General features: G+C 64.0%; 14 protein-coding genes. 8 read left to right on the forward strand and 6 right to left on the reverse strand.

The genetic code is table 11. The features are described 5' to 3' along the window. Positions 1–24 precede the first annotated feature (24 nt). The 4 genes from Q0D31_RS23225 (at position 25) to Q0D31_RS23240 (ending at position 4738) form a co-directional block, all read left to right on the forward strand. Positions 25–234: a hypothetical protein gene (locus tag Q0D31_RS23225; protein ID WP_291856510.1), complete on the forward strand. Its 210-nt coding sequence runs from the start codon at positions 25–27 to the stop codon at positions 232–234. Between the two features lie 59 nt (positions 235–293). After that, on the forward strand, positions 294–3497 hold the full coding sequence (uvrB, locus tag Q0D31_RS23230) for an excinuclease ABC subunit UvrB (protein WP_291856512.1): 3204 nt from the start codon (positions 294–296) through the stop codon (positions 3495–3497). Positions 3498–3685: 188 nt separating this feature from the next. Then, on the forward strand, positions 3686–4453 hold the full coding sequence (locus tag Q0D31_RS23235; RefSeq protein ID WP_291856514.1) for a DpnI domain-containing protein: 768 nt from the start codon (positions 3686–3688) through the stop codon (positions 4451–4453). 9 nt (positions 4454–4462) lie between these two features. Beyond that, positions 4463–4738: a hypothetical protein gene (locus tag Q0D31_RS23240; protein ID WP_291856517.1), complete on the forward strand. Its 276-nt coding sequence runs from the start codon at positions 4463–4465 to the stop codon at positions 4736–4738. Between the two features lie 807 nt (positions 4739–5545). Here the strand turns inward: Q0D31_RS23240 and Q0D31_RS23245 are convergent. Next, positions 5546–5725: a hypothetical protein gene (locus Q0D31_RS23245; protein ID WP_291856518.1), complete on the reverse strand. Its 180-nt coding sequence runs from the start codon at positions 5723–5725 to the stop codon at positions 5546–5548. A 230-nt stretch (positions 5726–5955) separates the two neighbouring features. Here Q0D31_RS23245 and Q0D31_RS23250 point away from each other — a divergent pair, with 230 nt between their 5' ends. Both Q0D31_RS23250 and Q0D31_RS23255 read left to right on the forward strand, forming a co-directional pair. Beyond that, on the forward strand, positions 5956–6369 hold the full coding sequence (locus Q0D31_RS23250) for a hypothetical protein (RefSeq protein ID WP_291856520.1): 414 nt from the start codon (positions 5956–5958) through the stop codon (positions 6367–6369). 271 nt (positions 6370–6640) lie between these two features. Further along, positions 6641–6775 (forward strand): hypothetical protein, encoded by a 135-nt coding sequence (locus Q0D31_RS23255; RefSeq protein WP_291856522.1) that lies wholly within the window; start codon positions 6641–6643, stop codon positions 6773–6775. 45 nt (positions 6776–6820) lie between these two features. Here Q0D31_RS23255 and Q0D31_RS23260 read toward each other — a convergent pair whose 3' ends face one another. The 3 genes from Q0D31_RS23260 to Q0D31_RS23270 form a co-directional block, all read right to left on the reverse strand. Continuing rightward, entirely contained in the window at positions 6821–6964 is a 144-nt protein-coding gene (locus Q0D31_RS23260; RefSeq protein ID WP_291856524.1) for a hypothetical protein, read from the reverse strand. 141 nt (positions 6965–7105) lie between these two features. Continuing rightward, complete coding sequence (locus Q0D31_RS23265; RefSeq protein ID WP_291856527.1) at positions 7106–7588, reverse strand: MaoC family dehydratase; 483 nt, start codon at positions 7586–7588, stop codon at positions 7106–7108. A 9-nt stretch (positions 7589–7597) separates the two neighbouring features. Further along, complete coding sequence (locus Q0D31_RS23270; protein ID WP_291856529.1) at positions 7598–8056, reverse strand: MaoC family dehydratase; 459 nt, start codon at positions 8054–8056, stop codon at positions 7598–7600. 187 nt (positions 8057–8243) lie between these two features. Here Q0D31_RS23270 and Q0D31_RS23275 point away from each other — a divergent pair, with 187 nt between their 5' ends. Further along, on the forward strand, positions 8244–8537 hold the full coding sequence (locus Q0D31_RS23275; protein ID WP_291856531.1) for a DUF4282 domain-containing protein: 294 nt from the start codon (positions 8244–8246) through the stop codon (positions 8535–8537). Between the two features lie 138 nt (positions 8538–8675). Here the strand turns inward: Q0D31_RS23275 and ychF are convergent, their stop codons facing one another. After that, positions 8676–9773, reverse strand: coding sequence for a redox-regulated ATPase YchF (ychF, locus tag Q0D31_RS23280; RefSeq protein ID WP_291856533.1), 1098 nt, complete (start codon positions 9771–9773; stop codon positions 8676–8678). Positions 9774–9873: 100 nt separating this feature from the next. Continuing rightward, positions 9874–10488, reverse strand: a complete 615-nt coding sequence (pth, locus tag Q0D31_RS23285) for an aminoacyl-tRNA hydrolase (RefSeq protein WP_291856535.1) — start codon at positions 10486–10488, stop codon at positions 9874–9876. Between pth and Q0D31_RS23290 the strand changes: the two genes are divergently transcribed. Then, positions 10390–10625, forward strand: a 236-nt coding sequence (locus Q0D31_RS23290; protein WP_291856539.1) for a hypothetical protein, incomplete at its 3' end; no start/stop codon positions are given. The genes pth and Q0D31_RS23290 overlap by 99 nt on opposite strands.

Raw genomic sequence — 10625 nt, forward strand, 5'->3', positions numbered from 1 at the left:
CTACGGAAACCGCGGGAGACAGCCATGATCTATGCCGGCTTTGAAATTCAGTCGTTCGAGGCGGGCCAAGGCCTGTGGCACGCGCGGATTCAGCGAACCGACCGCAAACCTGTCGTGATCGACGGCACCGCGTTCCCGACGCTGGAAGTCGGTTTCGCGTGGTCGAATCCGGACGCCGCGATCGCCGACGCCAAGGCCCATATCGACCGCATGAGTCAGCGCTTCCACGCATAGCGCGTTTTCGCCGCGAAGCCGCCCTTTCCTCGCCGGCGGACTCGCCCCATATTCGCGGGATGGCGAAGAAACCAGACGCTCCCAAAAAGCCCGGCAAGATCCCGAAATCCAAAGCCCCCAACTCGAAGGCGCACCGGCCCGAGGTGCAGCCGATCGGGCCGGCGCTGGCCGAATTGCTCAATCCCGCCATCAACCGCGGAGACGCCGGCATGGGCTCCGGCACCGGCCTGCGGCCGCCACCCGACAATTCCTGGGACCGCCGCGCCGGCGGCGAAGCCGCCGCCCACCGCGCGCGGGCATCGACCAAAGGCACGAGCGGCGATGTGGCGAACAGCCCGTCGCGTGGCTTTCCCCCTCCCAACCCTCCCCCGCAAGCGGGAGAGGGCTCCAGGCGGCTCACACCGGGTGACGTCGAAAAAAATGAATCAGTGAATGCGCAACCTGCGTCCCCTCTCCCGCTTGCGGGGTCCGAGGCGGGCGAAGCTCGCTCTCGAGGTAAGGGTGGGGGTCTCTCCACACGGCAAGGCCTCCACGAATCCCCGCAAGCCAATTACGGCACCGCGGCGACCATCCCCACCCTCGATCCCGAACTGGCGCGGCAGCTCGGGCTGCCTACGGCGGAGGACGATGACGAGGCGCTGGCGCGGCCGCCGCGCAGCAAGATGGAGGCGTTCGGCGTCAAGGCCACCGCCGACGCGCTGGAAAGCCTGATCCGCGACGGCCGCCCGGAATTCAAGGGCGACGACGGCCAGGTCAGGATCTGGACGCCGCACCGGCCGCCGCGCCCGGAGAAATCCGAAGGCGGCGTGCGCTTTGCGATCAAGTCCGAATACGAGCCGAAGGGCGACCAGCCGACCGCGATTAGGGAACTGGTCGAAGGCATCAACCGCAACGACCGCACCCAGGTGCTGCTCGGCGTCACCGGCTCGGGCAAGACCTACACCATGGCCAAGGTAATCGAGGCGACCCAGCGCCCCGCCATCATCCTGGCGCCGAACAAGACGCTGGCCGCCCAGCTCTATGGCGAGTTCAAGAGCTTCTTCCCCGACAACGCGGTGGAGTACTTTGTCTCCTACTACGATTATTACCAGCCCGAAGCGTATGTGCCGCGCACCGACACCTACATCGAAAAGGACTCCTCCATCAACGAGCAGATCGACCGCATGCGCCATTCGGCGACGCGGGCGCTGCTGGAGCGCGACGACGTCATTATCGTGGCGTCCGTGTCCTGCATCTACGGCATCGGCTCGGTCGAGACCTATACCGCGATGACCTTCGCGCTGAAGAAGGGCGAGCGCATCGACCAGCGCCAGCTGATCGCCGATCTCGTCGCCCTGCAGTACAAGCGCACCCAGGCCGATTTCGCCCGCGGCACCTTCCGCGTCCGCGGCGACGTCATCGACATCTTCCCGGCGCACTACGAGGACCGCGCCTGGCGCGTGAATTTGTTCGGCGACACCGTTGAGAACCTTGAGGAGTTCGATCCGCTCACCGGCCACAAGCAGGACGAGCTCGAATTCATCAAGATCTACGCCAATTCGCATTACGTGACGCCGCGCCCGACCCTGGTGCAGGCGATCAAGTCGATCAAGTCGGAACTGAAGCTGCGGCTGGACGAACTCAACCACCACGGCCGCCTCCTGGAAGCGCAGCGGCTGGAGCAGCGCACCACCTTCGACCTCGAAATGATGGAGGCGACCGGAAGCTGCGCCGGCATCGAGAACTATTCGCGCTACCTCACCGGCCGCCGCCCCGGCGAGCCGCCGCCGACGCTGTTCGAATACGTGCCCGACAACGCGCTTGTGTTCGCCGACGAAAGCCACGTCACCGTGCCGCAGATCGGCGGCATGTTCAAAGGCGACTTCCGCCGCAAGGCGACGCTGGCCGAATACGGTTTCCGCCTGCCCTCCTGCATGGACAACCGGCCGCTGCGGTTCGAGGAATGGGACATGATGCGGCCGCAGACGGTGGCGGTGTCGGCGACCCCGAGCGGTTGGGAGCTGAACGAGAGCGGCGGCGTGTTCGTCGAGCAGGTGATCCGCCCGACCGGGCTGATCGACCCGCCGGTCGACATCCGCCCGGCGCGCACCCAGGTCGACGATCTCGTCGGCGAGGTCCGCGCCACCGCGCAGGCGGGTTACCGCAGCCTCGTCACCGTGCTCACAAAACGCATGGCGGAAGATCTGACCGAATACCTGCACGAGCAGGGCATTCGCGTGCGCTACATGCACTCTGATATCGACACCATCGAGCGGATCGAGATCATCCGGGATTTGCGCCTTGGCGCGTTCGACGCGCTTGTTGGCATCAATTTGTTGCGCGAGGGCCTCGACATTCCCGAATGCGCGCTGGTGGCAATCCTCGACGCCGACAAGGAGGGTTTTTTGCGCAGCGAGACCTCGCTGATCCAGACCATCGGCCGCGCCGCGCGCAACGTCGATGGCAGGGTGATCCTCTATGCCGACCAGGTCACCGGCTCGATGCAACGCGCGATCGCCGAGACCGACCGCCGCCGTGAGAAGCAGGTCGAGTACAACACCGAACACGGCATCACGCCGGAAAGCATCAAGAAGTCGATCGGCGACATCATGAACTCGGTCTACGAGCGCGACCACGTGCTGGTCGAGATCGGCGACGGCGGCATGGCCGACGACGTGATCAGCATCGGCCACAATTTCGAAGCCGTCCTCGGCGACTTGGAGACCCGCATGCGCGAAGCCGCCGCCGACCTCAACTTCGAGGAGGCTGCGCGGCTGCGCGACGAAGTCAAACGCCTCCGCGCCACCGAACTCGCTGTCGTCGACGACCCCACCGCCAAGCAGCGCACCGTGCAGGGCAAGGCCGGCGCCTATGCCGGCACGAAGAAATACGGCGAAGCCGCGAATCTGCCGGTCAGCGCGATGAAGAAGAAAGGCGTCTCTTCCGCACTCAAAGCCAGCCGCAGCGGCGGTGCGCCTGCTCCCTCGCCCCGCCCTTCGCGGGGTCGGGACGAGCGAAGCTCGCTCCTGGAGGGTCGGGGTGAGGGGCGCGACACGGGAGGTCCCTCCACCTCCAAAATCCACAAACCCCACCTCGACGAAATGCACGGCCCGGAGTCCCTGCCCTACCGCCCCGACCGCGCCACCCCGCGCAAGCCCGACCTCGGCGCCGGCAGCAAGATCATCCAGCCAACGGACTCCCGCCAGTCCGGCCCGGAGTTCGGCCCCGCGCCACGCTCGACCGGCGGCGCGCCGGGGCATCGGGGTGGGTGGAAGAAGCGGTAGGGAGTCGAACTGCGAAGCAATGTTGATCCTCACTACTAAGTTGCTCGTCATTGCGAGCGAAGGAATCCAGCTCTTCCTCTGGCTGGATTGCTTCGTCGCTTCGCTCCTCGCAATGACGCAGGAAGGGACAGCGCGCGGCTAGGCGATCATGTTCTGGTAAATTAAAGGAATTCCGCTACGCTGCCGTCATGAAACTTGGCTTCGAAGAATCCCAATCACCCTACACTGGCGGCACGCAGAAGGCCCGCGCATGGACCGAAGCCTGGGTGAGCGCGTGGGCGTATTGCCCGCACTGCGGCAATGCGAAGATGTCGCAATTCCCGAACAACAGCCCCCTCGCCGACTTCCTGTGCGGATCGTGCAGCGAGGAATTCGAACTCAAGAGCCAGAAAGGCAAGTTCGGCGCGAAGGTCGCCGATGGCGCCTACAAGGCAAAATGTGAGCGGCTTGCGGCCAGCAACAATCCAAACCTGTTGTTGATGAACTACGACCTGACATCGCTGTCGGTCGTCAATCTCCTGATCGTTCCAAAACACTTCTTCGTCCGCGAGATCATCGAAGAGCGCAAGCCTCTGGCGGCCACGGCGCGGCGAGCCGGCTGGATCGGATCGAATATCATTTTGTCGCGCGTGCCCGAGTCCGGCAAGATTCATATCGTGAAGAGTGGCGTCGTTCGCCCGAGGGACGCAGTCCTGGAAGAATGGCAAAGGACGCTGTTTCTGAGGAACGAATCTCCGGAAACGCGAGGCTGGCTGCTCGACGTGATGAAGTGCGTGGAATCGCTCGGCAAGCGTGATTTCACGCTTGATGAAGTCTATGCTTTCGAGCGGCATCTCGGCGAGAACTATCCGGGTAACCAGAACGTCAAGCCGAAAATACGACAGCAGCTCCAATATCTCCGCGATCGCGGATTTATCGATTTCGTTTCACGCGGAAACTATCGTTTGCGATCCTAGGAGACCCGCATGGCCTGGTTTTTGAATCGCTATAGGTGTGACCGTTGCAAACGTCGGTGGACCGATCAATGGTCCTGCATGTGCGACGATGAATGCCCGCATTGTGGCGCTCGCGATATGACGCCGTATGAAAGCGAGGAATTGACGACGTTGATCGAGCACGAGGGCAATGAGTTCGTCGTCTTGTGGTCGCCGGAAACGGCCGAGCACGATCCGGACTACCGCGAACTCGGCCGCTTCCCAAGCCGCGAGAAGGCTCTGGAATTCTTGGCGGCTGACGGATGACGGGATCGGCGCACAAACTCCCCCGTAACACCGCGCGCGACCGGATCACCCATCCCGGCCACGCGCTCCGCCGGAAAACCGCCCCCGCGGGCGCTGCGCGCAAACGCGAATTTTCCAAGCGGGATCAACGTGATTTGGGGCGTCCAGTCCTCGCCGCAAAAATAATCCGCTTCGCCGCGCCCCCAAATCAGCAGTAAAACTCCCGCCATCCCGACCCACCAGAGGGGCGTGCGCACGTCACGGACGTAGGGTGCGGGATGCGGTGGACGCGGCAGCGTCGGGCGCGCGAGGGAATTGCAGGGCGGGCTTTTGCCCGTGAGCGATCAGCCGGCGCGCAGACGAACGACGCTTAAACGCCTTCGCCAGAACTGCGGTCGGCGGCATACGGGCCGGTCGCAGCCTTTGGCGCCAGGAAGCCGTGGGACGGCCAAGTTGTGTGGTCCTGGCGCCCGTGGCTGGCGTCAAGCCGGCGGAGATCGTGAAAGCCCAACCGGGCTTGAGCGATCGTCAATTCGCCGGCGATGGAGGCAAGACGAATTCGTCTCCAGGGAGAGCGCAAAGTACGCCGTAAAACCATCGCGCAGGGAAGGCCGGGTGTTCCGGCGCACCTGTGGTCTACCGTGTGCGGTTTGCACACGACCGCGGGTGCTGAGGGCACCCGGCTTTCCCTGCGCCCTCTGACTTTCATGGCGCGAACGATCGATGCAAATCCCCGGGCGCGTGGCGCCGCGGGGTTTGCCGCTGTTTGAAATCTGAAAAAGAGCGCGCGGCGCACGACTCGGGAACGTCGCAGGAATCGCACCGCCCTCACCCCGACCTTCGGTTGCTGGTGTTCTGCGTCACGTTGCCATGGTCGCCCTGTTCACGCAGGTTGTTCTTCTCGTCGTCGCGATGGCCCTTGGTGGTGTCAACAGGCACGTCGGGTGTGCTGCCGGGGCCCTTGTGGCTGCGGTTGTCTTCGGGGACGGGCGGAACGGTCTTGGACATGATGGTCTCCGTTGCTGACGCGAGAGAGCAACGCGGGCGGCGACGCATCGGTTCCGGCCCCGAGAAATCGCATTGACGCGCGTTTGCCGGAGCGCCACCGGCCCACTCCCGAGAATGAACCAGCATTGCCGCAGATCGGCCCAGATGCGGTCACGATCGCTAGAACAGATGGCCGCTCACTGCGTCGTGCGGGGGACATCCGCGCATTAAAGCGAACAGGGAAATAGCCGATGAAAGCCAGCAGCCGCTCCGAACCGATCGAATCAGCACTTGAAATCGAAAGCGATCTCGTCGCCGAGACCGAGGTCGAGGCCGGGATCCGCGACTTCGTCCGCAACGACATCGCCTATCTGCGCCGGCCGACGGCCGCGGAGACCGCGCATGTCGATGGCGCCGCCGAGGCTACCGTCAACAACGTCAACTCGCTGATCCAGCGCGTCGCCGGCACTTCGCTCGGGGAAATCGAGAAGCTGATTGCCGAACTCGAAAGCCTGCGCGACCTCCTGCATGCCGAAGGCCAGCGGGTCCAGCGCGAGATCTCCGGCTACGCCCAGCTCAGCCAGGCCGCGATGAAGTCGACGCGGATGATCGCCGACAGCGTCTCGCAGTGGAAGCGCGCCGCCGACGGGATGCGCAACAGCTAAGGCATGATCCGGAAAAGCGTGCAGCGGTTTTCCGAAAAAGATCATGCTCAAGCAAAAAACTACAGCGGGATGACGGTTCAAAGAACAGCCAGCCCGGAATCACGCACCGCAGGCGTTGCAAAAATCTGACACTCCGCCGCGTTCCGCACGGGAGCGCGGCGGTTTCATTTGGCTGTGTTGGAATTGAACTTTATAGACACCCGAACTTCATCGATCCACGCGCGACAGGCGATTCGTGGCGTGACGAAAAATGTCTTGAGGAAAAACGGCGATGCAAAACGCTCAGCGCGACAACACCGATTCGATGCCGCTACGGCAATCGCCGCACGGCGTCGGCACGATCACGATCAGGTTTGTCGGATTGCTGACGCTCGCGATTGTGGCGATGACGCTGCTCTGGGGATAGATGCCAGGCGAATCACGCGCCCGGGTTTTGGCGTTTGATCCTCACTCAGAGACTGGCATAGGCGGCCGGCTCGGGCGTGTAACCGCGATCGGCATGGGTCGTCACCACCATGGTGGCGGTCAGCATCACCACCAGGGTGACGGTTGCAAAGATAAAGCCGACGAATTTCAGCCCGCTGTGATCTGCCATGGTCTCAACCCCTCGCGACGTCCCCGCCACAGATATGGCCGAGGAAAGTTCACAATGCGTTAGCGAGGCGCTTGTTCCGCATTTCCAGGCCTTGAGGGGCGAATCAACCGCGGGATTTGGTAACCATACCCGGTTGCCGGGTCAGATATCCGCGTTCCGCCGCGGCACAAAGGCGGTCGCCAGCATCGAATAAACAGGCTCGCCGCGCTGATTGGCGCCGCTGTTGCGGGCCTGCAGGATGCCCCATTCAGGGCGCTTCTCCGAAATCCGCTTCGATTCGATCACGCTGGAAAAGCTGATGGTGTCGCCGGCCAGCACCGGCCTGATCCAGCGCAGTTCGCGAAAACCCGGCGACGGCCCCCAGACCGCGACCGGCTCGCCACGCGCCGCCGCCTCCTTCATCTGGCGCTGGCCGTCGGCGACTAGGAGCTTCATGCAGACCGAGCCGACGTGCCAGCCCGATGCGGCAAGGCCGCCGAACAGCGATTTGCGTCCGGCCTCCTCGTCGAGGTGAAACGCCTGCGGATCGAACTGCGCGGCGAATTTCTTGATCGACTCCGCCGTGAAGGTGAATGCGCCGATCTCGCGCCGCGCGCCGATTTCCATGTCCTCGAAGAAACGCATCGCCGGCCCCTATTCCGCCGCGACGCCGGCGCGCCGCACGATGATCGGCGAAAGCATTTCGCACAGCGCCACGCCGGCCGCATTGCGCACCACGCCCTTGAAGGTCACGATGCCGGTGTCGGGGCGGCTGCGCGACAGCCGCGCCTCCGCAACCTCGATCTCGAGCGTGAGGTCGTCGCCCGGGCGCAGCGGCGCCAGCCAGCGCAGTTCGTTGACGCCGGGCGAGCCCAGCGAGGCGGTGCGGCAAATGAAGCCGTCGAACATCATCCGCATCAGGATCGCGCAGAGGTGCCAGCCCGAACCGGACAGTCCCTGCAGCATCGAGGCATTGGCGGCCGCCTCGTCCAGATGCATCGGCTGCGGGTCGTACTCAGCGGCAAACGCCAGCATCTCCTCGCGCGTGACGTGGCGCGGTCCGAAGCTGCCGAAATGGCCGGGCTTGAAATCTTCGAATATCAGCGTCGTCATGATGGGGGATGGACCTTGAGGGAGCCTGATTGTGGCCGCTATTTGCGGCAATCTCAACCCGCCCACCCCGATGGCGCGTTCGCCGCGGGCGAGCAGCGGCCCTGGCGCTCGCCCTGACTTGCCCGAAGCAGCGTTCGGAGCTAGCCCTTGTTCCATCTGGTTGTCTGACTCGCCGGGAGAACTACCGATGCTCGACTTTCAGGATCTGTTCCAGTGGGACCGCTTCATCACCCCCACGATCATCAAGACGTTCTACTGGCTGGCCATCTGCCTGATCGCGCTGTTCGGCATCGCCGGCATTTTTTCCGGCCTCGCGGAGATGGCGATCAGCCCGTTCGGCGGGTTCATCCGGCTGTTGTCCGCGATCACCGGCGTCGTGGTCGGCGTGGTGTTTTCGCGCATCGCCGCGGAATTCGTCCTGATCGTGTTCCGCATCAACGAGCATCTCGGCGCCATCCGCGACCAGGGCCAGATGCGGTAGGCAGCCCACCGTCATTGCGAGCCACCGGGTCGCGCGAATGCGCGCCCGATGACAGGCTCCGCGAAGCAATCCATCTATCCCCGCGTCAAAGTATGGATTGCTTCGTCGCTTTGTTTCTCGCAATGACGTGGAGAAATCTCAGGTATTGAAGCGAAAATGCATCACGTCGCCGTCGGCGACGACATACTCTTTGCCTTCCAGCCGCAGCTTGCCGGCGTCGCGGGCGCCGGCTTCGCCGTTCAGCGCGACATAGTCGGCATAGGCGATGGTCTCGGCGCGGATGAAGCCCTTTTCGAAATCGGTATGGATCACGCCGGCCGCGGCGGGGGCCCTTGTGCCGCGGTTGACGGTCCAGGCGCGCGCCTCTTTCGGGCCCACCGTGAAATAGGTGATGAGGTCGAGCAACTGATAGCCGGCGCGGATCAGGCGGTCGAGGCCGGCCTCCTCCAGCCCGAGCGTGTCGAGGAAATCGGCGCGCTCCTCGCGTGACAGGGTGGCGATCTCGGACTCGATCTTCGCCGAAATTACCACTGCGACCGCGCCTTCTTTCTTCGCATGCTCAAACACCTGCCTGGAAAAGCCGTTGCCGTCCTTCGCCGATCCTTCCTCGACGTTGCAGACGTACAGCACCGGCTTGGAGGTCAACAGGCCCAGCATGCCGAAGGCGCGTTCTTCCTCCGGCTTGCGCTCGAGAAACCGCGCCGGCTTGCCTTCGCGCAGCAGCACCAGCGCGCGGTTGACGAGGTCGAGTTGTTCCTTGGCGTCCTTGTCGTTGCCCTTGGCCTTTTTCGCCAGATTGTCGACCCGCTTCTCGAGGCTGTCGAGATCGGCCAGCATCAGTTCGGTTTCGATGGTCTCGATGTCGGCCAGCGGCGCGATCTTGCCCTCGACATGGGTGATGTCGGAATCCTCGAAGCAGCGCACCACATGCGCCACCGCATCGACCTCGCGGATGGTGGCGAGGAACTGGTTGCCGAGACCTTCGCCCTTGGACGCGCCGCGGACCAGGCCTGCGATATCGACGAAGGTGAGCCGGGTCGGAATGATCTGAGCGGAGCCCGCGATCGCCGCCAGTCGGTCGAGCCTGGGATCTGGCACCGCGACCTCACCGACATTCGGCTCGATGGTGCAGAACGGATAGTTGGCCGCCTGCGCCGCGGCGGTCTCGGTCAGCGCGTTGAACAGCGTCGACTTGCCGACATTGGGCAGGCCGACGATACCGCATTTGAATCCCATTTCGTCCTCAATCTCGGTGTTCGCCATGCCCAGCCAAAGCAGTCCGCTTTACGCAGACCGCGCAAATTTGGCTGCGATGCCGGCTATCGCGGTGGAGAGGTCACGCCGGCTTTTCGCCGGTGTCCTCATTCGGCGGAAAAAATCCTTTGGCCTGCAGCGCAAGATGCACCTTGTTCTGGAATGTCGAATCCTTGCCGATCGCCAGCAGTCCCGCATTGTCCGCAAGCGCGGCGCACAGCGCCTCGACCCAGGGGCGATCGGTTTTAGCGAAGTCCGACAGCACGTGACTGTGCACCATCTCCTTGATGCCGGGATGCCCGATCCCGAGCCGCACGCGGCGATAATCGTTGCCGACATGCGAGGAGATCGAGCGCAGCCCGTTGTGACCGGCAATGCCGCCGCCGACCTTGACGCGGACCTTCCCCGGCGGCAGTTCGAGTTCGTCCTGAAACACGGCGATCTCGCCGGCGCCGAGCTTGAAGAAGTTCGCGGCTTCCTGGACCGCGCGCCCGGACTCGTTCATGAAGGTCTGAGGCTTCAGCAGCACCACGCGTTCGCGATCGAGCGTACCTTCGGCGGTCTCGCCCTGAAAACGACGGCGCCATGGTGCGAAACCATGACGCCGCGCGATTTCATCGACGGCCATGAACCCGATATTGTGCCGGTTGTTCGCGTGTTTCGCGCCGGGATTGCCGAGGCCAACAAACAGGTGCATGACGCGGCATCCTGCCGCCGCTTACTTCTTCTTGTCGCCGCCACCGGCCGGGGCTTTCGCACCCGCCGCTGGGGCCTTGGCACCTGCCGCTGGAGCCGCAGCGCCCGCTGCCGGCGCGGCCGCGCCCGCCGCCGGAG

This window comes from Bradyrhizobium sp., assembly GCF_022844465.1.
Lineage (GTDB): Bacteria > Pseudomonadota > Alphaproteobacteria > Rhizobiales > Xanthobacteraceae > Bradyrhizobium.

Bases quoted from the DNA above. Each gene is read 5' to 3' on its own strand.
- Q0D31_RS23225 (WP_291856510.1), top strand. From the start codon at position 25: ATGATCTATGCCGGCTTTGAAATTCAGTCGTTCGAGGCGGGCCAAGGC.
- uvrB (WP_291856512.1), top strand. From the start codon at position 294: ATGGCGAAGAAACCAGACGCTCCCAAAAAGCCCGGCAAGATCCCGAAA.
- Q0D31_RS23235 (WP_291856514.1), top strand. From the start codon at position 3,686: ATGAAACTTGGCTTCGAAGAATCCCAATCACCCTACACTGGCGGCACG.
- Q0D31_RS23240 (WP_291856517.1), top strand. From the start codon at position 4,463: ATGGCCTGGTTTTTGAATCGCTATAGGTGTGACCGTTGCAAACGTCGG.
- Q0D31_RS23245 (WP_291856518.1), bottom strand. From the start codon at position 5,725: ATGTCCAAGACCGTTCCGCCCGTCCCCGAAGACAACCGCAGCCACAAG.
- Q0D31_RS23250 (WP_291856520.1), top strand. From the start codon at position 5,956: ATGAAAGCCAGCAGCCGCTCCGAACCGATCGAATCAGCACTTGAAATC.
- Q0D31_RS23255 (WP_291856522.1), top strand. From the start codon at position 6,641: ATGCAAAACGCTCAGCGCGACAACACCGATTCGATGCCGCTACGGCAA.
- Q0D31_RS23260 (WP_291856524.1), bottom strand. From the start codon at position 6,964: ATGGCAGATCACAGCGGGCTGAAATTCGTCGGCTTTATCTTTGCAACC.
- Q0D31_RS23265 (WP_291856527.1), bottom strand. From the start codon at position 7,588: ATGCGTTTCTTCGAGGACATGGAAATCGGCGCGCGGCGCGAGATCGGC.
- Q0D31_RS23270 (WP_291856529.1), bottom strand. From the start codon at position 8,056: ATGACGACGCTGATATTCGAAGATTTCAAGCCCGGCCATTTCGGCAGC.
- Q0D31_RS23275 (WP_291856531.1), top strand. From the start codon at position 8,244: ATGCTCGACTTTCAGGATCTGTTCCAGTGGGACCGCTTCATCACCCCC.
- ychF (WP_291856533.1), bottom strand. From the start codon at position 9,773: ATGGGATTCAAATGCGGTATCGTCGGCCTGCCCAATGTCGGCAAGTCG.
- pth (WP_291856535.1), bottom strand. From the start codon at position 10,488: ATGCACCTGTTTGTTGGCCTCGGCAATCCCGGCGCGAAACACGCGAAC.